General features: G+C 36.6%; 21 protein-coding genes. 8 read left to right on the top strand and 13 right to left on the bottom strand.

Annotation, left to right across the window (positions count from 1 at the left end):
• Positions 1-207: 207 nt before the first annotated feature.
• Positions 208-3,564, top strand: a complete 3,357-nt coding sequence (locus ABD792_RS04530) for a TM0106 family RecB-like putative nuclease (protein ID WP_345004622.1) — start codon at positions 208-210, stop codon at positions 3,562-3,564.
• A gap of 131 nt (positions 3,565-3,695) precedes the next feature.
• Here the strand turns inward: ABD792_RS04530 and ABD792_RS04525 are convergent, their stop codons facing one another.
• Both ABD792_RS04525 and ABD792_RS04520 read right to left on the bottom strand, forming a co-directional pair.
• Entirely contained in the window at positions 3,696-4,490 is a 795-nt protein-coding gene (locus ABD792_RS04525; protein ID WP_345004621.1) for a nucleotidyl transferase AbiEii/AbiGii toxin family protein, read from the bottom strand.
• Complete coding sequence (locus ABD792_RS04520) at positions 4,487-5,272, bottom strand: type IV toxin-antitoxin system AbiEi family antitoxin domain-containing protein (RefSeq protein ID WP_345004620.1); 786 nt, start codon at positions 5,270-5,272, stop codon at positions 4,487-4,489. Before ABD792_RS04520 ends, ABD792_RS04525 begins: the two co-directional genes overlap by 4 nt.
• Before the next feature lie 82 nt (positions 5,273-5,354).
• On the opposite strand from ABD792_RS04520, the gene ABD792_RS04515 reads away from it, so the two are divergent.
• The gene (locus ABD792_RS04515) at positions 5,355-6,401 is read left to right on the top strand and encodes a hypothetical protein (RefSeq protein ID WP_345004619.1); all 1,047 of its coding nucleotides are present in this window, start codon (positions 5,355-5,357) and stop codon (positions 6,399-6,401) included.
• Here the strand turns inward: ABD792_RS04515 and ABD792_RS04510 are convergent, their stop codons facing one another.
• From ABD792_RS04510 to hemA, 10 genes are all read right to left on the bottom strand, one after another.
• A complete protein-coding gene (locus tag ABD792_RS04510; RefSeq protein ID WP_345004618.1) occupies positions 6,402-7,619 on the bottom strand; it encodes a tyrosine-type recombinase/integrase in 1,218 nt (405 codons plus the stop codon).
• Between the two features lie 266 nt (positions 7,620-7,885).
• Complete coding sequence (gene hemB / locus ABD792_RS04505) at positions 7,886-8,878, bottom strand: porphobilinogen synthase (RefSeq protein ID WP_345004617.1); 993 nt, start codon at positions 8,876-8,878, stop codon at positions 7,886-7,888.
• Between the two features lie 11 nt (positions 8,879-8,889).
• Positions 8,890-9,285 carry a YchJ family protein gene (locus ABD792_RS04500; protein WP_345004616.1) on the bottom strand — a complete coding sequence of 132 codons (396 nt, stop codon included), beginning with the start codon at positions 9,283-9,285 and terminating at the stop codon, positions 8,890-8,892.
• Positions 9,276-10,178: an oxygen-dependent coproporphyrinogen oxidase gene (hemF, locus tag ABD792_RS04495; protein ID WP_345004615.1), complete on the bottom strand. Its 903-nt coding sequence runs from the start codon at positions 10,176-10,178 to the stop codon at positions 9,276-9,278. Before hemF ends, ABD792_RS04500 begins: the two co-directional genes overlap by 10 nt.
• Positions 10,168-11,469, bottom strand: a complete 1,302-nt coding sequence (gene nhaA / locus ABD792_RS04490; RefSeq protein ID WP_345004614.1) for a Na+/H+ antiporter NhaA — start codon at positions 11,467-11,469, stop codon at positions 10,168-10,170. Before nhaA ends, hemF begins: the two co-directional genes overlap by 11 nt.
• Positions 11,470-11,472: 3 nt before the next feature.
• Positions 11,473-12,225 carry an EI24 domain-containing protein gene (locus ABD792_RS04485; protein WP_345004612.1) on the bottom strand — a complete coding sequence of 251 codons (753 nt, stop codon included), beginning with the start codon at positions 12,223-12,225 and terminating at the stop codon, positions 11,473-11,475.
• Positions 12,218-13,243, bottom strand: a complete 1,026-nt coding sequence (hemE, locus tag ABD792_RS04480) for a uroporphyrinogen decarboxylase (RefSeq protein ID WP_345004611.1) — start codon at positions 13,241-13,243, stop codon at positions 12,218-12,220. The genes ABD792_RS04485 and hemE overlap by 8 nt, the downstream gene beginning before the upstream one ends.
• 30 nt (positions 13,244-13,273) lie before the next feature.
• Complete coding sequence (locus ABD792_RS04475) at positions 13,274-13,630, bottom strand: four helix bundle protein (RefSeq protein ID WP_345004610.1); 357 nt, start codon at positions 13,628-13,630, stop codon at positions 13,274-13,276.
• Between the two features lie 86 nt (positions 13,631-13,716).
• A complete protein-coding gene (hemC, locus tag ABD792_RS04470; protein WP_345004609.1) occupies positions 13,717-15,294 on the bottom strand; it encodes a hydroxymethylbilane synthase in 1,578 nt (525 codons plus the stop codon).
• Positions 15,287-16,549 (bottom strand): glutamyl-tRNA reductase, encoded by a 1,263-nt coding sequence (hemA, locus tag ABD792_RS04465; RefSeq protein ID WP_345004608.1) that lies wholly within the window; start codon positions 16,547-16,549, stop codon positions 15,287-15,289. The genes hemC and hemA overlap by 8 nt, the downstream gene beginning before the upstream one ends.
• A gap of 189 nt (positions 16,550-16,738) precedes the next feature.
• On the opposite strand from hemA, the gene ABD792_RS04460 reads away from it, so the two are divergent.
• The 6 genes from ABD792_RS04460 to ABD792_RS04435 all read left to right on the top strand — a co-directional run bounded on the left by ABD792_RS04460 (position 16,739) and on the right by ABD792_RS04435 (position 23,087).
• Entirely contained in the window at positions 16,739-17,638 is a 900-nt protein-coding gene (locus tag ABD792_RS04460; protein ID WP_345004607.1) for a helix-turn-helix transcriptional regulator, read from the top strand.
• Positions 17,639-17,707: 69 nt separating this feature from the next.
• The gene (gene hemH, locus ABD792_RS04455) at positions 17,708-18,739 is read left to right on the top strand and encodes a ferrochelatase (RefSeq protein WP_345004606.1); all 1,032 of its coding nucleotides are present in this window, start codon (positions 17,708-17,710) and stop codon (positions 18,737-18,739) included.
• Positions 18,739-20,100 (top strand): MATE family efflux transporter, encoded by a 1,362-nt coding sequence (locus ABD792_RS04450; protein WP_345004605.1) that lies wholly within the window; start codon positions 18,739-18,741, stop codon positions 20,098-20,100. The genes hemH and ABD792_RS04450 overlap by 1 nt, the downstream gene beginning before the upstream one ends.
• Positions 20,101-20,114: 14 nt before the next feature.
• The gene (locus ABD792_RS04445) at positions 20,115-20,663 is read left to right on the top strand and encodes a CopD family protein (RefSeq protein ID WP_345004604.1); all 549 of its coding nucleotides are present in this window, start codon (positions 20,115-20,117) and stop codon (positions 20,661-20,663) included.
• Between the two features lie 124 nt (positions 20,664-20,787).
• Positions 20,788-22,272: a sensor histidine kinase gene (locus ABD792_RS04440; RefSeq protein ID WP_345004603.1), complete on the top strand. Its 1,485-nt coding sequence runs from the start codon at positions 20,788-20,790 to the stop codon at positions 22,270-22,272.
• 32 nt (positions 22,273-22,304) lie between these two features.
• A complete protein-coding gene (locus ABD792_RS04435) occupies positions 22,305-23,087 on the top strand; it encodes an enoyl-CoA hydratase/isomerase family protein (RefSeq protein ID WP_345004602.1) in 783 nt (260 codons plus the stop codon).
• A 56-nt stretch (positions 23,088-23,143) separates the two neighbouring features.
• Here the strand turns inward: ABD792_RS04435 and ABD792_RS04430 are convergent, their stop codons facing one another.
• Positions 23,144-23,536, bottom strand: a complete 393-nt coding sequence (locus tag ABD792_RS04430) for a hypothetical protein (RefSeq protein WP_345004601.1) — start codon at positions 23,534-23,536, stop codon at positions 23,144-23,146.
• Positions 23,537-23,714 lie beyond the last annotated feature (178 nt).

Raw genomic sequence — 23,714 nt, 5'->3', positions numbered from 1 at the left:
TAAGCAGACCGTCGCATTAAAAAGTATTAGTGAAAGATCAATAAATACATGAGACAGATTTCTGAAGATGACAATGCCCAAAAAGTTTATTAATGTATAGTGCATAGCACCCTTCGGGATACTATAACACAATGCACAAATTATTAGGCAAATGACTTATACCGATTAACATAGTTTTTCAAAGAACAACTTTTCTACAATTTTTATATGAAATACATTAATAACCGGATTATTTATAGCCCATCCGATTTGTCTTCTCACAGCAGTTGCAAACATCTCACTCAGCTTAACAAACAGCATACAAAAGGCGAAATAGTAGATCCTGAACAATACACTAATCATGTTTTGAAAATGCTTAAGGAGAAAGGTATTGAGTTTGAGGAGAATTATCTAAAGGAGATCAAAGATGAAGGTAAAACTGTTGCAGAAATCAGTGCAGAAGACCCAAATGCAGAGAGTCACACAATAGATGCAATGAAAGAGGGTGTAGATGTGATTTACCAAGCAAGGTTAAAGGAAGGTGATAAATGGAGTGGCTGGGCTGACTTTTTAAAGAAAGTTGATAGACCTAGCAATTTGGGAGACTGGTCATACGAAGTATGGGATACCAAACTAGCAAATGAAACGAAAGCCGGAACAATACTTCAGATTGGTCTTTATTCGGAGCGCGTAGCTCAAATCCAAGGTATACCTCCAGAGTATATGGGTGTGATTAAGCCTAATGGAGAAGAGCGATACCGATATGATGAACATGTAGCATACATTAGACTAGTGAAACGGAACTTGGAGACATCAATCCTCAATAATGAGGATACTTACCCTGATCCTGTGAGTCATTGTGATATTTGCAAATGGTGGTTGAACTGTAATGCAATAAGAAGAAAAGATGACCATCTAACTTTTGTAGCTGGAATGGGTAAATCCCAAATGAAGGAATTCAAACTGCATGATGTTGATACACTAGAGAAATTGGCAAAACTTGATTTGCCAGTACCATTTGAGCCTTCTAAGGGAGTTAAGGAGACATTCAACAAACTGCGAGAACAGGGACGTGTTCAGTATGTGAGTAGACAAAACGGTTACGAACCTATCTACGAAACCTTAGATATTGAAGAGGGTAAAGGGTTGTATAAACTACCAGAACCTTCCAAGAATGATATTTATCTTGATTTAGAAGGTGACCGTATGGTTGAGCCTGATGGCCTTGAATATATGGTTGGTTACGTTCATAAAGGTATGTACCATGCTCTTTGGGCTAAAAACGAAGCAGAAGAAAAAGTGATTTTTGAACAATTCATTGACTTTGCCTATAAGCTAAAACTAGAAGATCCCTCACTCCATATATACCACTATGCACCTTATGAAGTTACAGCTTTTAAGAGGTTGATGGGTAAATACGCATCGTGCGAAAATGAAATCGACACATTTTTGCGGTCAAATACTTTTGTCGATCTATATAGTGTTGTTAGACAATCCATTCGAGCTAGCGTTGAGAAATACTCGATCAAGGACTTAGAGATATTTTTTAAATATGAGCGCAAGATGAATTTACGAGACCTCTCAAGTCATAAATCCCAACTAGAGCTACTTCTTCAAACAGGTAATATTGATAAATTAACAAAGGCAACCAAAGAAGCCGTCCAACTCTACAATCAAGATGATTGCGAATCACTAGTTAGGCTTCAAGCGTGGTTAGAAGAGATACGCGAAGTGCTTATCAAAGAGGGAGTAAACATAACACGGCCTGAAGATGGGGATGGTGAAGCCAGTGATAATATCACAGCACATCAAGAACGTATTAAGCCGATTATGGAAGCCTTACTTGATGGAGTTCCTCCTGTAAAGTCAGAACGAAGTAAGATTGAGCAGGCTCAGTTCATTCTTGCAAATATGCTGGATTGGTATCGCAGAGAAAAGAAGTCATTTTGGTGGGAATTTTTCCGATTAAAAGAGCTTCCAGAAGATGAACTTTTGGAAGAGAGAAAGGCAATATCATTTCTAAAATATACTGGTAATCGAGAGCCTGAAAAAAGAAGTGTGGTTGATATGTATACATTTCCATCTCAGGAGTGTGATTTGCGTCCGGGTCATTCTTTGGAGGATCAAGAAGATAATAAGCTGGGCAATATTCATGAAATTGACGTTGATGCTGGGATACTTCGAATCAAAAAGGGACCGTCTAAAATTGATCTGCCTCACCCAATTACCGTCATGAGTTTGGAAAATGTGAATTCCAGCGCTAAAGAAGAAGCTATCATTAGGTTGGCGGAATGGATTGTAGACAATGGAATGGACAGTGAAGTTGAAATGTACCGAGCAGCAAGACAGTTGCTCTTGAATACCCCTCCTAGTTTAACAAAGGTATTGACCTACAAAGAGGATACTCTGGAAAGAACATTTAACTTTGCAGCCAAACTAAACCATAGTTATCTGCCTGTTCAAGGCCCTCCAGGTGCGGGCAAAAGTTTTATGGGAAGTCATCTTATTGTACGATTGGCCCAACAAGGCAAGAAAATCGGGATTACAGCACTTAGTCACAAGGTTATCACAAACTTATTGACTAAAGTTTGGGAGTTGGCTCAAGAGGGAGGATTTGACATTCAAATGATACAGAAAACTGAGCCTAATCCGGATAATCCTTCCCCTTGGACAGTTAGCAAAGATGAAAATGTTATTCAAGCGAGCATGGGCAATGTGCACGTTATAGGAGGAACTTCATTTATGTGGAGTAAACCACCTTATGAAGGTAGCGTGGATTATCTTTTTTTGGATGAAGCTGGTCAATTATCTTTAATTGATACGCTCGCTGTTTCACACTGCTGCTCAAACCTAGTACTTTTGGGTGACCCACAACAATTGAAGCAACCACAACAAGGTGTACATCCGGACGGTACTGAAGTATCAGCTTTAGAACACGTGTTACAGGGCGAGAAAACCGTTTCAGATGAGCAAGGAGTCTTTTTAGCTAAAACCTGGCGCATGCATCCATCTATCAATATGTTTGTGTCAGAGCTCTTTTATGAGAACAGATTACAATCAAAAGACCATCTCGACCAACAACGGATAATTAGTTCAAGGTATGCTGGAGCAGGATTGTACCTTGAAGAAGTTGAACATATTGGTAATACCAACTCTTCTTCCGAAGAGGTTGAGAAGGTGTTGGAAATTGTAGCGCACCTGACTGGAGGTAATGTTACTTTTGTTAATGAAAGAGGTGAAGAAACTACCTTGACGTTCAATGATATAAAAATCATTACTCCTTACAATGCACAGGTTCAGGCTATCAAACAACGATTGCCTAATTTTGAGGTTGGCACGGTTGATAAATTTCAAGGACAGGAAGCTCCCGTAATTATTTACTCTGTAGCCACTTCCAGTTTGGAAGAAGCCCCTCGCGGTATGGACTTTCTATTTAGTCCAAACCGATTTAATGTGGCTGTATCAAGGGCTCGTACACGTTTTATTATGGTAGCAAATCCAGCTATTTTTGAAGCGGAATGCAAAAGCCCTCACCAAATAAAATTAGCGAATGCCTTTTGTAGGTTTAAGGAGCTTTCAAAGTGAAAGGAGTTCCTTAATTAAAATTTAGTGGTTTAAAATCAATTAAATTAGGTTTTAGTAAAAATTATGGAGCGTAGCAAACTGCAAAAGATATTTGGAGGTGTTACTATGGTTTGGTGAAGTTAATAACGCTTCTATTTGAATTCTTCTATGATTTCTTTTTTGAGCCACTCAAATGCAGCGTTTTGATTATAATTTATCTCTGGTCTTAAAAGTGCTTCCATGTCACCTGTAAAACTAAGGTCGTTTTCTTTTTCTTCAATGTTTAATAAAAACTCTTTTTGGCTTGGGGGTCTGTTGCCTGTAGCAAAAGTCATATACTCGTTAAAGCAATGGACGATTTGGTCTAAATCTAGCTTCATATTTAATCTTGAATAGTCTAAATCAAATAAATCTCTTCCTTTACTACGCTGGTATAGGGCTCGGAGTTTTGTTCCTAAAAGCTCGTTTATGTTATATGTTTTTATTTTGGCTTTTCCTGAAAACCATTCGTTGTTAACTTCAAAAGGGAAATCCACCCATTCCAGTACATTAAAATGTTCTTTACAGTTAATTTCTAATTTTAGCCTTAGTCTTATTTCTTCGTATTCTGAAGTAAAACGATATAATGCTTTTGCGCCATGTCCCCTTACCTGTGTTTTTCTCGGTTCTTCAAAAAAAGTAATTACGTCCTGAAGACGTTTCATGATAGGTTTAATGGGGCCAGGTTTGATTTGTACTAAATCAATATCTTCAGAATACCTTGGAGCCGGGTTTAAGTATAGCTTATGTAATGCTGTGCCACCTCTAAAGGCTAGGTTTTCTCTTAGAAAACCATCTGAAAAAATAGCTATTAAAGTTCGGCTTATAACTAAATCTTGTTCTATTTGTGAAAATTCTTTCCAAGGAGCATGCTCTTGCCACTTAGCGATATAGGGCTTAGGAATCATAGGTCGTTTTCTAATCTTATATTAACATCAACTTTCCAAAAATTATCAACTGCTCCAGGTTTTTCTTTTGATTTAGGGCTTAATAAAACAGGAAAGTAGGTTGTGTCTTTCAAGTGGTTTTTAAGTAGTTCTATTAATTGAGTATCTGCTTGGAGCTCTTCTAATATAAAACCAAGACGTTGTAAGGAACTTCTATGTGGATACCATGAAAGTAAATCTTTTAAGTTTTCTAATTTAACCTCTTCAGTTAATTCTTCAATAATTGCGAGCATCCTGTTTATGCCTCCTAACTTTGTTTGATGATATATTAAATCTACAGACGTTAATATTGCATCGGAAATTTTAAAATACCCTGCATCAGATTTTCTACTTATAATATTTTTTTTTGGCCAATTAGATGTAGTAAAAAAATGAATATTTGTATTTGACTTTTTAATATTTAGTAGAGTGGGTGGCATGGTTACAACATAATCCTTTTGGATTTGTTGATGACCGGCCCCTTGTAGTTTAGCTGCTGAATATAAACCTATATAGTAAGGTCTTTCAATAAATTTAAATAGGTTTTCAACATAAAGCTCAATGGGCAGCTTTTGCTGTTTTGAATATCTTGGGGGTATAATTAAATAGAATCCCTTTCTTAAAGGAACAATCTCTCCCTTTTTTGTCAGATATGATAAATCACTAGATATGGATAATTTATTCTTTTGGCTAATAGCATGAAGCTCTTCCTTGTTAAAGGAATATATTTCAAGTGATAAACGCTCTTTTATGAAATCGGACAAATACAATCTTAGTAAATTTGCGAGAAAGTTAGTAAAAATTACTAATAATCTCGGATATTTACTAATATAATTTTAAAATATTATGGAAGCTAAAGAGTTAACAAGAAAAGAATTGTATGATTTGGTCTGGTCTAAGCCAATATCTACCTTATCCAAACAATTTCATGTAAAATCAAGTTATCTTAAAGAGCAATGTACTAAGTTTAATATTCCAACGCCCAAAAGTGGATACTGGACAAAAATTAAGCATGGTAAAGATGTTGAAAAGACAGAATTAAATGGAGACGAAGATTTGATAATCAAATTGGAAACCATTAACGATAAATTGGATAAAAAAAGAGTTATTGTACCTGCAAAGCTTTCAAAGTCACATAAGTTAGTTGCTATTGCCAAAAAAGATTTAGCAAATAAAAAGCTGTCTTATAGGTATGCCTCTAAGGGAATGATTACTACGTCTAAGGGTATCTTGAATATTACCGTAACACCAAAACTTGTCTCTCGAGCCTTAATTTTTATGGATTTATTTGTGAAACTGGCTGAGGAAAGAGGTTTTAAGATTTGGTTTAAAGAATATTATGGAACAGTTGTATCACTTCATGGTATTGATTCGCCAATATATCTAAGAGAAAAAAATAAGCGAATTATTGTTAGAAACAATGGTCTTTGGAATGAAACGGAATTAGAGCCCATTGGTGAGTTGGCTTTTAAAAGGGATGATTATCCTAGAAAGGAATGGCATGACTCTAAATCTGTAAAATTAGAAGCTAAAATACCTTCGATTATAGATTATTTTGAGGAGCAGGCAATAAAGGAAAGGGCAGAAAAGATTGAACGGGAAAAATGGAGAGAGGAGCAAAAACGAAAACAAAAAATAGAGGATGACTTAAAAGAATTGCGTAATAGTGAAATTGAGAAATTTAATCTTTTATATGAGGATTCCACGCGCTATTATAAAGCAGAACAGTTAAGGGGTTTTATCAATGCAAAGAAAGAGTATGCAAGTAAAACTAGTTCAATGAGCCAATCATTAAAAAGCTGGATTAATTGGGCGAATGAAAAGGCTGATTGGTTAGACCCGTTAGTTAAAAGGGAAGATACTATTTTGGGAGATTATGAGAGTTTTAAGTAATTATATTTCAACCAACTTTTTGTTATAATCATCTAATACCTCATTTGGTAAAGATTTAAGATAAATTTGTGTAGTGGACAGGCGATTATGGCCAAGCATAGCGGAAATGGCTTGTAGGGGTACATCTTGCAGCATCGCTTGTGTAGCAAAGCTATGGCGAGAAACATAAGAAGTTAACCGCTGTTCTATATTGCATTTATCGGCAATTTCCTTTAAACCTTGGTTATACCTTTTACGCGCCCATAATACATCCTTATATTGGAGCTCATAGGTGTCACGTGTAATGATTGGAAAAATAAAATCCGATTTGTTCTTATTCTTGATGTAAAATTTAAGGATCTCTTTTAATTGAGGGGTAATTTTAATGTCGTACGGTTTAGACGTTTTTCTTCTAAAGAATTTAATGCGGTTATCTACAATGTTTTCAAGTTTCAAAAATGCCATGTCTATAAACGAAACGCCATAGAGCATATAGGAGGTTAAAAAGTAGTTTCGGTAATGGAATAAACCATCATTTTCGTTTAATTGTAACTGCATTATGGATTTAATACTGCTAATGTCAAGAGCTCTTTTTTCAGTTGGTGTTGTTTTAATTTTATAATTGGTAAAAGGATAAGCTTCTTTAGAAATTATTCCAGCCTTAATAGCTTTGTTATAAATCGCCCTAATTGTTTTCATGTAAACGGCAAGGCCGTTGGTAGAGTTGCCCCTGGAATAATGAAATTGCTCAAACTTTTTAAGAAAGTCATAATTAACTTCATTGAACTTTAAATCATTATCCTTATTGAACTTTTTTAATATTTTGGTGATGGCATAATAAGAGTTTGCGTTACCATAACGTTCAACTTTATTGAGCTCTTCTATAATGCTGTCACTGTATTCAAAAAATGAGTTGACTGTTACCTTTTTAGTGATTTTGTTTTTTAGCTGTGTTAAAGACAAATAATTGAGTTCTTCCTTTTCATTTAACCTATCAATTACATTATTTGCACGCACTTTTGCTTTTAAGAGTTTATTATTTAAGCGTTTTACAGTAATTGAATCACCATAAGATTTTTTTATGCTTTCACTTTTTTCATCCCAAAAAATTAATGGCACAGATTCTCCGACCCGTATAGACGTGGTTTTGCGAAGATGACTTAACCTTAAAATGATTGGAAAAGTATCGTCTTTTTTCTTTCGACGGGTATCTAAAGTAAGTTTTATACTGGTGTTCATGATACTCAAAGTTAATAAAAAATTTGCACGCAATTTGCACGCAAACCCTTGATTTCGTTTGATATCAAATGAAATCAAAATTTATTAAAACCCTGTAAATCAATAATATAAATTGGTTTTTGGTTGTGATTAATACCCTAATCCCAACACTGGCAGTCAAGAGGTCGGTGGTTCGAGTCCGCTCTTTTTCACTTAACAATAGTAAGGCTCTCAAGAAATTGAGAGCCTTACTTGTTTATGTCATTCACCCGGTCAAGGTGCTAGAATTACCCATTAAGTAATGTAACGACCTCTTTGGCGAAGTAGCTTGCTATAATATCGGCACCGGCACGTTTAATGGCTGTGGTTTGTTCCAGCATGACAGCATCATGGTCTAGCCAGCCTTTTTCGGCGGCAGCCTTGATCATGGCATATTCACCAGACACTTGGTAAACAGCTACAGGAACGTCTACTTCATTTTTAATATCTCGGACAATGTCCAGATAACACAACCCAGGTTTTACCATTACGATATCGGCACCCTCGTCAATATCCATTAAAGTTTCCCTTATGGCTTCAATGCGATTGCCATAATCCATCTGGTATGTTTTTTTGTCTTTTGGAATATCTATCATGTCTACCGGTGCAGAATCTAAAGCATCGCGGAAGGGGCCATAAAAAGCCGAAGCGTATTTTGCCGAATAACTCATAATACCGGTGTTTTTAAAGCCGTTTTGTTCCAAGGCTTCTCGAATGGATAGAATGCGACCGTCCATCATGTCGCTGGGGGCTACAAAGTCGGCTCCAGCCTGTGCGTGCGATAAACTCATGTCCGATAATACTATAGCTGTTTCGTCGTTTAGTATGTGTCCGTTTTCAATAATGCCATCGTGTCCGTAAGCAGAATAGGGATCCAATGCCACATCGGTCATGACCAACATGTCCGGGCAGGCATTTTTAACGGTTTTAATGGCGCGTTGCATCAATCCGTTAGGGTTTAAAGCTTCCGTGCCTTTATTGTCCTTTAAATTATCGGGTACTTTAACAAATAACAATACCGACTTTAAGCCTAATTTCCAGAGTTCTCTGACTTCATTTTGTAACAGATCCAGGCTGTATCGGTAGTAGTTGGGCATGGATGTAATTTCTTCTTTAATACCCTTCCCTTCTACCACGAATAGGGGTACTAAAAAATCGTTTGGGCTAATAATGGTCTCGCGAACCAGTGAGCGGATGGCTTCATTGCTTCGTAGTCTTCTGTTTCGTCTTAGTGGGAACATATTCTTTGATTTTATTTACTTAATCCTAAGTATTTCCAGTGCTTGTTTTCTTTAATGAAAGCAGACTTTTCATGAATGACATCTATTTTTCCATTTTCGTAAAAATAAGCATTAAACGTAACTGTTCCTTCCTGGTCATGTGGGTTTCCTTTGAAGGTTTCAATTACGTCTAATTTTATCCAGTGCACCGATTTGGCCCAAGTAACAATGGCATTTTTTTCTTTTATAGGACGTGTGGTACTGTGGTGACTTTGCATTAAATAATCCACATCAGCTAATACAAAAGCACTGTACCTGGAACGCATTAATTGTTCGGCAGTTGTAACCGATGCCATGTCGATGTGGGCCTTTTGACAGCATTCGGCATAGGTTTTTGAGTTTCCGCAATAACAATTTATTATGCCCATTCTTTAGGCTGTTTTAATACGTTTAATAGTTTTTCTTCATCACTGCCTTTTTCCGGATGATGATCGTAGACCCATTGCACATATGACGGTAAACTCATTAGAATGCTTTCTATTCGGCCATTGGTTTTCAACCCGAAAAGGGTGCCTTTATCGTGAACCAAATTAAATTCCACGTAACGACCGCGCCTTATTTCCTGCCAAGTGCGTTGCGTTTTGGTATATGGCAGGTCTTTTCGTTTTTCAACGATGGGAACATAAGCTTCTAAAAAGCTATTGCCTACATCGGTAACGAAATTATACCAGTCTTCCATTGTCATGTCCTCCGAAGCTTTGCAGTAATCGAAAAACAGTCCCCCTATGCCGCGGGCTTCGCTGCGGTGTGTGTTATAGAAGTAGTCATCGCACTTCTTTTTGTAATGTTCATAAAAATTAGGATGATGCTTATCACATACGGTCTTACAGGTCTGGTGAAAATGCTTGGCATCTTCTTCAAACAAATAGTAAGGGGTAAGGTCTTGGCCGCCTCCAAACCAACTGTCCACGATAGCGCCTTCCTGATCGTACATTTCAAAATAGCGCCAATTGGCATGTACAGTGGGCGTCATAGGATTTTTTGGATGCAGCACGAGGCTTAGTCCACAAGCAAAAAAATCGACATCACCAACCTTAAAATAGGACTGCATGGATTGGGGAAGTTTCCCATGAACTGCCGAAATGTTAACACCTCCTTTTTCGAAAACGTCACCATTTTCAATAACGCGTGTCCTGCCGCCTCCACCTTCGGGACGTTTCCAAAGGTCTTCCCGGAATTTGGCCTTGCCGTCAATAGCTTCTAGTTTAGAAGTGATCTGGTCTTGAAGGGTTTGTATGTATTCGTAAAATTTAGTTTTCATGCTTTTTTTGAAATCTTAAAATAAGGTAACCGATAACGGCTGAAATAAAGGATCCTATCAGGATGCCTATTTTGGCTGAATCGATGTATGTCGGACTGGAGCTGAAGGCTAGCCCGGCAATAAAAATAGCCATGGTAAAACCGATGCCTGCTAAAAACGAAACGCCGAGTATTTGAAGCTTGTTAATGTCTGAAGGGATGTCTATAAGCTTTAACTTTTTTGCTAGTAATACCACTGCCGAAATACCGACACTTTTACCTAAAACCAAGCAGATGACGATGTTTATAACCAACGATGTTTCCAAGGGCACATCACTATTAAGAATCACGCCTGCATTGGCCAGGGCGAAAATTGGAATGATAAAGTAAGCTACCCAATCGTGCAGGTTATGTTCTAAGTGTTGCAGTGGTGACTGGTATTTGTTTGTCCAGTCTTCCAAATCATCAATCTCCTGTATTTGTTCTTTAGACAGGATTGGTTTTTTTGAAATAGCGGCTTGCTTAATATTGTTCGTTATTTTTACGAGATTGTCTATAAATTCAGGTGTTTTTATTTTTTGCCTAATGGGTATGGAAAAAGCTAGCAAAATACCCGCCAATGTGGGGTGGATACCTGCTTTAAGAAATAGTGTCCAAATAACTACTCCTAGAGTAATTGTTAAGAATTTGGAGTAAAAGCCTTTAAAGGATAAAAGGTATAATACAGTTAACAGGCCAATAGCTATGCCCAATAAGCTAATCTTAATAGCGCCGCTGTAAAATAGAGCAATAACAAGTACTGCTCCTAGGTCGTCTACTATGGCAAACGCAGTTAAAAACACCTTAAGGCTTAAAGGAACTCTTTTTCCTAAGGCATTTAAAATAGCTAAAGAAAAGGCAATATCTGTGGCCATTGGAATGCCCCAGCCTTTGAGCGTGTCTGGATTTTGGTTCGCGCAAACAAACAATATTACTGGAATAATCATACCGCCTAGTGCACCAAAAAGGGGAAATGCTAATTTTTTAGGCGAATTTAATTCGCCAATGAGGAATTCTCTTTTAATTTCTAATCCTATCAAGAAAAAGAAAATAGCCATCAAACCATCATTAATCCAGAGAATTAAAGGCTTGTATAGTTCAAAACTCTCAGTGCTAACCCCTATTTTGTATTGCCAAAGTGTGTTATAACTCTCCGAAAAAGAAGAATTGGCCCAAAACAGTGCTACAATAGTTGCCGACAACAAAAGAATGCCACTAAAGCCTTCTATTTTGACAAATTTTTGGAAAGGAGAGAGAATGTTATTTTCATTCATGGTTTAGTTGCCTTTTAATTGTAGCGCTTCAATTGTATTTTTTGAAGCTGCCGTAACCGATAAGGGTAGTACTAATATAACGCCAATTATCGGAATTAATAAAAACAGCATAAATACAGCACCATTTCCAATGGCTAAACCACGGTGGTTACGTACAAAAGCTAAACTTTCGTTGTATTTTAAATGGCGTTCCAATGTATAATCCATATTACCAAAACCAGCATAGTAAGCTTGAACTAAAAAGAGCAGTAAAGCCGAAAAAATACCAATTACAGGAATAAAGCTTATTACCAGAATAGGAATGCTTAATAGGAGTTCCATGGCCAAGTTTCTAATGTTGATTCGAATACCGCGCCATAACTGTTCCATAAAAGTTGTGTTTCTACGTTGTTGCTTTAATTTGGAATCTGCTTCTAAAAAATGGTTTTCAATCCTTTCGGATACAGGACTCATAAATGGTGCCGACAGTGCCATAATTATGTGCTTATAGACGATAAGCCCTAGCGTTATAATAATTAATCCACCAATAACATTGCCAATCGCAGCAAATGTTTCTTTGCCCCATTCCCAAATCCATATTTTTGAAATGTAAAAGCCGATATTATCGGAAAGCCCATAAGCTGAGACGCCTATTAACAAGGCGGTTATAATGCTTATAGCAATAGGAATGATAAAAAACTTCCATAGTTTGAGCTTAGACATTAAGGTAAATGCCTCAAAATATGTACGTATTCCTTTTGCTATGTTTTTAAGCATTGTATTCTTTTACGGCATCAATAAAGGCTTTGGCATGGTCTAATGGGATGTTGGGTAAAATACCGTGTCCCAGATTAACGATATATTTATCTTTTCCAAAATCATTAATCATTTGATGTACTTGTTTTTTAATTTCTGTTGGAGGCGATAATAATCGAGCAGGGTCAAAATTACCTTGCAAGGTAATGTTCCCTCCTGTTAAATAACGTGCATTTTGCGCCGAACAAGTCCAATCGATTCCTAGTGCAGAGGCATTCGATTTTGCCATTTCGCCAAGGGCAAACCAACAGCCTTTTCCAAAGGCAATAACAGGGGTGTCATCTTTTAGGGCTTCAATAATTTGGTTAATGTATTGCCATGAGAATTCTTGGTAATCGGTTGGTGATAACATCCCGCCCCAAGAATCAAAAATTTGAACAGCATTCACACCTGCTTTTACTTTTTCTTTTAAATAGGCAATTGTCGTATCGGTTATTTTTTGAAGCAGTTGATGGGCAGCTACTGGATTTGTAAAACAAAATGCTTTGGCTTTATCGAAGGTCTTACTGCCTTGTCCTTGTACACAATAACATAAAATAGTCCATGGGGAACCTGCAAAGCCAATGAGCGGAACCTCGTTGTTTAATAATTCTTTAGTGGCTTTAATCGCTTGGTAGACATAGTCTAATTCAACGGTAACGTCAGGGACAACAACATTGTCGACATCTTTTTGGTTACGTATAGGGTTTGGAAGATAAGGTCCAAAGTTAGGTTTCATTTGTACCTCTATGTTCATAGCCTGTGGGATTACTAGAATGTCACTAAATAAAATTGCGGCATCCATACCGTATCTGCGAATGGGCTGTACCGTAATTTCACTTGCTAATTCGGGTGTGCGACAGCGTGTAAAGAAATCATATTTCTCACGAATAGCCATAAATTCTGGCAAGTATCGTCCTGCTTGGCGCATCATCCAAACCGGAGGGCGGTTTACTGTTTCTCCCTTTAAAGCTCTTAAAAATAAATCGTTTTTTATCATATTGTGTGGAAAGCTTTTGGCCATTAGCCCTTAGCTGTTTTTTATTTTATTAATTAGACTATTTATCATTTTTGCCTCTTTATGGATTAAATCGAAAAGAGCTTCAAGTTCATTAGGTCTTATAAATCTTAATTCTTGGGTTATTATAAGTTGTGTTTCTACTTCAAAAAGTGATCCCATAGCAATTTCTAGAAAGCGCTTAAATTCAACTTCACTATTCCTACTACAACCTTCAGCTATATTTGATGGTATTGAGGTGGCAGCTCTTGTTATTTGACTTCTTAGGTCAAACTTTTCTTCAGAAGGTAGTTTTTCGGATAATTGATAGACTAATTTTACTAAATCAATTCCGTTCTTCCAAATATCAAGTTTTTTAAAGTCTCTCATTTTTTTAGGTGGCTTTAGGTTTAAGTTGCTATTGGTTTTTTAGACAGTATTTCTGTGAAGAGCAAATAGCTAGTAGCTATCTGCGATTAAACATAATGTTCATTTACTAATTCGATTACACTTTCTACGGTTGGAACTTTGGCTATTCTAACATCTTTAAAATGTTTTCTGGCTTCTTTTGCTGTGGTTTCACCAATACAAAAGGCGATTACCTCATTGTTGTTCTTTTGTGCAAAGCTTTCAACTGTTGATGGGCTGTAAAACATAACTCCTTCCACGGAATCTTCTATTTTTATGCCGTCATATTTGGTTTGGTAAGCTTCAATTTCGTTTACTTTTATATTGTTTTCGGTTAAAATTGAAGGTAAATCATCAAGCCTTAAATCGCTACAAAAGTAGGTTACTTCGTTACCTTCAATGTATTCAACGAGATAATCTGCCAATTTTTTAGCGTTATTTTCGGCATGTTTAACTTTTCCTATTTTGTTTTCAATCAATCGTTTTGTTCGGCGTCCAACACAATATATATTTTTAAATTGAAGCTCTATAGCCGAGTAATTTGTAATTAACGATTCAACAGCATTTTTACTGGTTATAACAACATTTTGTATTTCGGATTTTAAAAAGTAAGGTGAAATCCTATTCAGGCTTATTTTTACAAAATCAGAACTTTTGGCGGTTACTTTTTCGTGGAATAAAAGGCGCTGGTCTTCGGTAAAGGATTTTGTAGAATAAATATTTGTTTTACGATTGGACTGCTTTATGTTGTCCATAAGGCGTTTGCCGCCACGATCAATAATATAATTGGCACAAAAGGCAGCGATGTCTTGGTGTTTTCCTAATTTTTCAACACGGGTTACATCAATGCGGTTGGAACCATCGGCACTTAAAAGGACGCCTTTAAATGTTATTTCATCATCCTTAATTTTGGCGAGGGCACCGATAGGGGCCGTACAGCCACCTTCTAATTTATTTAAAAACGCACGCTCAATGCTTGTGCATATTTCAGTTTCTTCATGATTAAGTTCGTGACAAATAGTTCTAGTTTCTTCGTCTTCTTCGAGGGCGGTTATCATAATGGCACCTTGTGCAGGAGCTGGGATCATCCATTCTAAATTGATGGCTTCTTCTGGACGAATACCAATGCGTCCTATACCAGCGGCCGCAAAAATAGCACCGTTCCAGTGGTCGTTGTCTGCAAGTTTTTGTAGTCGAGAGTTTACATTGCCCCTTAAATCTTCGATAGTGTGTGTTGGGTATCTGTTTAGCCATTGTGCACGTCGGCGTAAACTACCTGTGGCAACAACAGCGTTTGGAGAGCCCAAAAACTCTTCATTCTTTTTAAATACCAGAGTGTCGTTAACGTTGCCCCTTTTTAAAACAGCTGCTTGCACGATGCCTTTGGGTAGTATGGTTGGGACATCTTTTAAAGAGTGTACGGCTATATCAATATCATGATTTAGCATGGCGATATCCAAAGTTCTGGTAAATATGCCGGTTATTCCTAGTTCGTATAGGGGTTTATCTAAAACTAAATCACCAGTGGATTTTACTGGGATTAATTGTGTTTTATGACCTAGTTTTTCGAGTTGCTGTTGTACTATTTTGGCTTGCCATAGCGCTAATTCGCTATCGCGCGTGCCAATTCTTATGGTTTTAGACATTTGTTGGGGTTTCTTCTAGCTGAAACACTTTTTTTATAAGTTCGAGGCTCTCGTCGGTAGAGATATTGTCATCCTTTAAATGATGGGCAAAGTGGTTAGTAATCTTTTGGATAATATTATTGCTTATCAGCTTTGCTTGTGCTTCATTAAAGTCTGTATTTTTTTTACGTTGTGTATCTAGTTCGGCTAAAGCAAAATCGGTAAGCTTGTGTTTTAAAGCTTTTATTGTTGGTGCAAATTTGCGGGTCTCTAGCCAGTCGCCAAATTCCTTTTTTACCTCTTCAATAATAGCTTCGGCAAGGGGAATGTGCTTTTTGCGATCTTCTAAGGTTTTATCGGTTATTTTTGATAAATGATCTAAATGAACTAACGATATGTTGTTAAGTTCTTCAACATTAGAATCTACATTTTTAGGGATTGAAAGATCTAAAATTAGAAGAGGCTTTTTGGTTTGGATAATGTGTTTGTCTATCGTGGGGTGTTGTGCTCCGGTGGCGACAATTAGGATATCAGATTTACTTATTTCTTCCTGTAAGTTGGCATAATCTTTAACTATCAGATTAAATTTTCCAGCAATTTTTTCGGCTTTGTCTTTAGTCCGGTTAATTAGTGTGATGTGCTCATTCTTGGTGTGTTTTACCAAGTTTTCACAAGTATTTCGCCCTATCTTTCCCGTGCCAAAAAGTAAAATGTTTTTATCCGATATGTTTTCGATAGTGTTAAAAATGTATTGTACAGAAGCAAAAGATACCGAGGTGGCTCCCGAAGAAATATTGGTTTCGGTTTTAATGCGTTTACTGGCTTGGATAACAGCATTTACCAAGCGTTCGGTAAAGGGGTTTAATAAACCATTCTTTTTAGAGGCTTTTGCACTGGACTTGAGCTGACTTATAATTTCGAAATCCCCAAGGATCTGACTGTCCAATCCAGAGCCAACACGGAACATATGTGCAATGGCATCTTTGTTTTTATATATGTAGGCAACTTTTTGAAACTCTTCAATAGTGCCTCTTGTATTGTCACAAAGTAATTGGATTAATTGAAATGGATGCTGTGCAAATCCGTAGATCTCTGTTCGGTTACAGGTAGAAGTGACAACTAAACTTTCAACGTCATTTTCTTTAGCTTGGTTAAGCAAAGCGCGTTTGGCGTCATCATCTAAACTAAAATGACCTCTAATTTCAGCATCGGCCTTTTTGTAGCTTAAACCTATGGAGTAAAAGTAGTTGCTTCGTGATATGTTGTACTTCTGCATTGTAAATTGGAAATTGCAAAAACAAAAATATAGGGATAGTCGTTAAAAAAATAACGCTAGAAGAACTTTTAGTGTCGTTTGTGGTTTTTTAAGGGGTTTTTTAAAAAATATATGATAAAAGTCATATTTTTGCACTAGATTCAAGTGTTTTTAATCAACCAATTTAGAATAAATCTAAATAATTTGTATATGAAAGCTGAAGATGGTACTTTAAAAAATGTCGCTCAAAGTTCTTTTGAGGAAACTCAGGTTGATGATGGGTTTTTGGTATTTACATTTAAAAACGATAGCAGTGAGTCCCAAAGTGTTGTAAGAGACATAAATAGCGATTATATTCAATTTCATTTTTGCGTAAAAGGCTTAAGTGCCTTTATCTTTAATCAGGGGCGCTATACTTTAAATATACAAGAGGAAAACTCGTTGCTATTGTACAATCCGCAACGCGATTTACCCATTAACTTGGAAGTGAGCCCTAATTCATGGATTGTTTCTGTTTTAATCTCCATAAAAAAGTTTCATGGGTTGTTTTCACAAGAAGCAGATTATATTTCATTTTTAAATGAGGATAATAAGGATAAGAAATATTATAAAGAACGAACCATTACGCCTTCTATGGCTATTGTCTTGAATCAGTTAATCAACTACAATTTAAATCAATCCATAAAGCCTATTTATTTTAAGGGAAAAGCGTATGAGTTGTTAAGTCTTTATTTTAATAGAAGTGAGGAAGCCGATATTGAGCAATGCCCGTTTTTAGTTGATGAAACCAATGTGATTAAAATTAGGAAAGCTAAAGATATTGTGGTAGCTCGCATGTCCGAACCACCCAGTTTGCAGGAGTTGGCCGATGAAATTGGCTTGAACATTAAGAAACTTAAAGAAGGATTTAAGCAAATTTATGGTGATTCGGTCTTCAGCTTTTTGTTTGATTACAAAATGGAAGTTGCCCGAAAATTATTGGAATCTGGAGAAAATAATGTAAATGAAGTTGGGCATAAAGTGGGGTATAGTACGGCTAGTCACTTTATAGCAGCATTTAAAAAAAAATATGGGACAACGCCCAAAAAGTATTTAATGTCGTTATCGTAAACAGATTTATAGATGAACCTTTTGAAGTAAAGCCAAATCGGTTCGTATTTTATTATTTAAAATAATTAAATGAAAGGAATTTTACTTGTAAACCTCGGGTCTCCAGATAGTCCAGACCCAAAAGATGTTAAACGTTATCTGGGAGAGTTTTTAATGGATGAGCGTGTTATTGATATCCCTTTGGTGGCAAGAACAGCACTTGTTAAAGGTATTATTTTAAAAACAAGACCCAAAGCATCGGCTGCGGCTTATAAAAAGATATGGTGGGAAGAAGGCTCGCCGCTTATTGTTATTTCTGAAAGGTTAAGGGCTAAAATACAAAAGCAAGTAGAGGTGCCTATGGCTTTGGCCATGCGTTATGGTAGTATGACTATTAAAAAAGGGCTTCAGGAGTTGGTTGATAAAGGTGTAGATGAGGTGTTGTTGTTCCCTTTATACCCTCAATTTGCTATGGCTACAACTGAAACCATTACGGTATTGGCGGAAGAACTTCGACAAGATTGTTTTCGTGATTTGAAAATAACATCGGTGCCAGCATTTTATAATAAACCAGATTATATTGAAGTACTTTCTAATTCTATAAAAAAATATTTAGAAGGGAAAAACTACGAGCATTTGCTGTTTTCATACCACGGGGTGCCAGAACGACACATCCGTAAAAGTGATATTACCAAGTCACATTGCAAAATAGACAAAAGTTGCTGTACAGCACCATCAAAAGCACATGAGTTTTGCTATAGGCATCAGTGTTTGGAAGTCACCAGATTGGTGGTAGAAAAGCTACAGCTTAAAGAAGGCTCGTTTTCTACATCCTTTCAGTCTCGTTTAGGGTTCGATCCCTGGTTGCAGCCATATACAGATAGGACTATAGAGCGCTTAGGTAAGCAAGGTGTAAAAAATATGGCAATTGTAACGCCAGCATTTGTTAGTGATTGCTTAGAAACTTTGGAAGAGATCGCTATGGAGGGGCAGGAGATTTTTCATGAAATGGGCGGAGAGAATTTTATAACCATTCCTTGCTTAAACGATGATAGCGAGTGGGTTGCTTTATTGTCTAAATGGATAAATGACTGGGCAGTAAAAGAAACACTTGCTGTGTAATGGCTAAAGTTTCATCGCAAGATCTTGGAACACAGCCAATAGGGAAGCTGCTTGTAAAGCAAGCAGTTCCGGCTTCCATAGGTATTTTGGTCATGTCCCTAAATATCTTAATCGATACTATTTTTGTAGGTAGATGGATAGGTTCGGTGGCCATTGCTGCCATTAATGTCGTATTGCCAGTATCTTTCTTTATTGCTGCATTGGGAATGGCTATTGGCGTTGGAGGGTCTTCGATTATTTCACGAGCACTGGGAGCAGATAATAAAAAGAAAGCGCTTAAAACCTTTGGGAACCAGCTTACTTTAACGTTGTTGTTAACAGTGGCAATGGTTGTTTTAGGTTTGTGGTTTGTTGATACGCTTATTCCGCTATTTGGAGGTAAAGGCGCTATTTTTGAACCAGCTAAGATATACTACATTATCGTATTGTATGGTGTGCCTTTTCTTGCACTATGCATGATGGGAAACACGGTTATTAGGGCAGAGGGAAAGCCTAAGTTTGCTATGTATGCCATGATGATACCATCGGTTAGTAATTTGTTACTAGACTATATTCTAATTAAGGTTTTGGATTTTGGAATGGAAGGGGCTGCTTGGGCAACTACGGCGTCTTATCTTATTTGTTTTATTTATATATTTTGGTTTTTTTCATCCAAGCATTCAGAATTAAAGTTAAATTTTGCTCATTTTGGACTGAATGTGTCTATTGTAAAAGAAATAAGTTCTTTAGGCTTTGTTACCTTGTCTAGGCAAGCTGTTGTTAGTATTACTTATTTGTTTATGAACAATATTTTATTTAACCTAGGAGGTGAAACATCGGTAACGGCTTATGCAATTGTTGGTAGGATGCTCATGTTTGCGATGTTTCCCGTGTTAGGGATTACCCAAGGCTTTTTGCCTATTGCGGGCTATAATTATGGAGCCCGAAACTTTAAGAGGGTTAGGGAAATTATCAATACGGCTATAAAGTATGCGGCAGTTTTGGCTACTTTGGTTTTTGTTGTGTTGATGGTTTTTCCAGAAGCTATAACACGTTTATTTACTACTGACCCTGCTGTTATTGAACAAACACCAAGTGATATGCGCTGGGTGTTTGCTGCTACACCTATTATAGCGATACAGCTTATAGGGGCGGCATATTTTCAGGCTATTGGTAAAGCCAAGCCTGCACTTTTGCTAACCTTGTTAAGGCAAGGGGTGTTTTTTATACCGCTTATTTTGATTTTGCCCATATTTTATGGTGAGTTGGGCGTATGGATGTCGTTTCCGATATCCGATGTTCTTGCAACAGTGGTAACAGCCTATTTTTTGAATAGGGAAATAGTAAGGAATCTAAAACCAGAAATAGATTTGTTGGATTAAAAACTCTTTAAATTATGGCCTATTATTATTACATCAAAGCTTTTCACCTAATTTTTGTTATTACATGGTTTGCAGGGCTGTTTTACATTCCCAGATTATTCGTGTATCAAATAGAAGCCTTTCATAAACCATCACCAGATAAGGAAATTTTAGGAAAACAGTTAAAGTTAATGGCTAAGCGGCTGTGGTATATTATTACATGGCCTTCTGCGATATTGGCAACGCTGTTTGCTGTTTGGTTACTTGTTTTGCAACCGTATTTTTTAGAGCAGCCTTGGATGCAAGTAAAATTGGGTTTTGTAGTGTTACTGCTTGTTTATCATTTAAAAACGCACCAATATTTTAAACAGTTGCAGGAAGGAGTGGTTAAAAAATCATCCAGTTTTATGCGCATTTGGAATGAAGGAGCGACCTTTATTTTATTTGCAGTTGTGTTTTTGGTTATTTTAAAAAGTGCTATTAACTGGATATACGGCATTGTGGGGATTATTGTTTTGGGAGTGCTTATTGTTCTAGGCTTTAAAATCTATAAAAATATTCGAGAAAAAAATCCAGAAGCATAAAAATCAAATTTCAATTCTAAACCAATAGGTTTTCTGTAATATTGGTGAGTGTATTTTAAATTAGACTTAGGTTGTTTGGTTTGATTATTGCTATATTTAGGCTACTTTAAATGTATGGAACTCAATGAAACTTAGAAAGCTCTCTCTGCGTAATCGCATTTTTTTGGCAATGATATTGTTGGTGTTACTGGCCTCCATTCTTATCTCTACGGTAGCTATTTACCAATATAAGGAAGAACGGGAAGATTATCATAAGCAGCGACTTGAGCGTAAAGAGATAAATATTCAAACCCATATTAAAAGTGTTTTAAATTCCAGGCAGAATACCTGGGAGGTTAGAACAGAAAATATCCCAATAATCTTTAAAGAGGAACTATACAAAATAACAGATATTCACAAACTTCATATTAACTTATATGACCTAGAGGGGGGCTTGTTGGTTTCTACACAGGTAGATTTGAACAAGGATATTGAAAATCAATGTTTGGATGCGGAAATTTTAAATGACTTATTTCACTCGGTAGAATTAAATACAATAACTAACACGCTTGAACATCGCTTTGTGGATAAGCATGTGGCAAACGGAGAAACATTCCAGTCATCATATACGTATATCACCGATCAAAAGTCAAAGAACCTAGCCATATTAAACTTACCGTACTTAGAAAATGACGATTTTCTTGCTAAAGAATTGGATGAGTTTTTAAAGCGTATAGGCTATGCGTTTCTACTGGTTTTAATCATGGCAATTGTTATTGCCTTTTTGCTGTCTAAATACATTACCAAGTCATTAAAGACCATTAGTGATAAGATTAATGCCACGCGACTGGAAAAGAGTAATGAGAAGATTGATATCAACGATACAAGTGAGGAGATCACCGCTTTGGTTAATTCCTATAACAGTATGATTGATGAACTTGAAGAGAGTGCTGTAAAATTAGCGACAAGTGAAAGGGAGCAAGCTTGGAGGGAAATGGCAAAACAGGTAGCCCATGAGATCAAGAACCCGTTGACACCTATGCGTTTAACTGTTCAGAATTTTCAGCGTAAGTTCGATCCTAAAGATGAAAATATTCACCAAAAACTCGATGAATATAGTAAGACCTTAATTCAGCAAATAGACACTATGAGCTCCATAGCATCGGCTTTTTCAACCTTTGCTAAAATGCCAGCGCAAAAGAATGAGACCCTGAATGTGGTTGAAATAATAAAACTGGCTTTAGATATCTTTAATGAGGATTATATTGAATTTAAAGCCACTTCCAATGATATTATAGCAAAATTTGATAGAACACAGCTTATACGTGTTGTTACCAATCTTGTTAAAAACAGTATTCAGTCTATGCCAGATACTATCATACCGCGCATTGTTATTAATGTAGAGACAGACCAGAAGGACGTGATGATTACTGTTGCAGATAATGGGGCTGGGGTTTCTGAAGAGAACAAGCATAAGATATTTGAGCCTAAATTTACAACAAAGACTAGTGGTATGGGGCTAGGGCTTGCTATGGTTAAGAATATTGTTGAAACTTATAATGGTACTATTTCGTTTGTGTCCAAAAAGGATAAAGGCACTACTTTTAAAGTATCGTTTCCTATAGAATAATTTAGGTTTGTTAAAATTTTAAAATTAAAATTATGAACTACAATAATATTGTATATCAAGAAGAAGGAGGGGTTGTTGTTATCACTATTAATAGGCCTAATAAGTTAAATGCTTTAAATAGGTTGACTATTGAAGAGTTGAGGAGTGCCATAGAGTATGCCGACTCTAATAGTGAAACCAAAGTCATTATAATAACTGGAAGCGGAGAAAAGGCCTTTGTAGCAGGTGCAGATATTAGTGAGTTTGCAAATTTTAGTGTGACCCAAGGTGTCGAGCTTGCTGCAAAAGGACAGGAAACATTGTTTGATTATATTGAGAATTTATCAACCCCGGTTATAGCGGCTATTAATGGTTTTGCTCTTGGTGGTGGTCTGGAATTGGCTATGGCCTGTCATTTTAGAGTGGCGAGTGATAATGCTAAAATGGGGCTGCCCGAGGTGTCTTTGGGTGTTATTCCTGGTTATGGTGGAACACAGCGCCTGCCACAACTTATAGGTAAGGGGCGTGCTATGGAGCTTATTATGACTTCGGGTATGATAGATGCTAATCAGGCACTAAACTATGGTTTGGTTAATCATGTTACCACACAGGAAGAACTTCTATTGTTATGTAAAAAAATTGCAACTAAAATAATGCGCAATTCTTCAGTAGCTATAGGAGCTGCAATAAAAGCTATTAATGCAAATTATAAAGACGGTATTAATGGATTTGATGTAGAGATTGAGGCCTTTGGTAAAAGTTTTGGAACGGCCGATTTCAAGGAGGGAACTTCTGCTTTTTTAGAAAAGCGGAAAGCGGATTTTCCAGGGGAGTAATTTTAAGTTGAAATGGTTAACCCATTAGGTCTTTTTGTTTTAATGAGTTTGTAATGTCATTTTTTTTTATTAATCCTGTCTAATGACAGGGTATTGGAAATTTCATCGGCAATTTCTAAGAGCTCAACAGCTATTCTTAAACGTATTTTGACCTCTTCTTTATTTAGTGCATTTTCAACTTTGCCAGTTTCATTTAAATAGTCCGATAAAATCTCTAAATGATTAGCAGTGAACTTTCGAGCGATAAAATAGTTTTTAAGTTCTTTTTTTGTGAAATCAGCTAACATTTTAATATCAATGTCAAGTTCACTTAACAAGCGTTGGTCTGTAATTTCAATTTTTTGGGAGCCCTGACCTTTAGATTTTAATCCTAGAAAGTCGGAAAGTATCTTTGCTAATACTTTACCTAATTGTTCGATCTGGTCCTTTAATAAATCTCGTTGCTCCATAGTAACGCTTGCGATATGGATGTTGTTTTCTATTTCTTGAACATAAAACGAAGTTCGATAATACTTTTTACAATGTCAAATTTGTTTGCACTGTATTTTGTTAATAAAACGTGAATCTTGTTTAAGCCGCCCATAGAGATAGTTGATTGGATTCAATGGGTGTAATGTTCAGAGACGG

This window comes from Snuella lapsa (assembly GCF_039539345.1).
GTDB lineage: Bacteria > Bacteroidota > Bacteroidia > Flavobacteriales > Flavobacteriaceae > Snuella > Snuella lapsa.
Note: the sequence above shows the minus strand (reverse complement) of the source record. Positions and strands in the feature narration are given on the sequence as shown.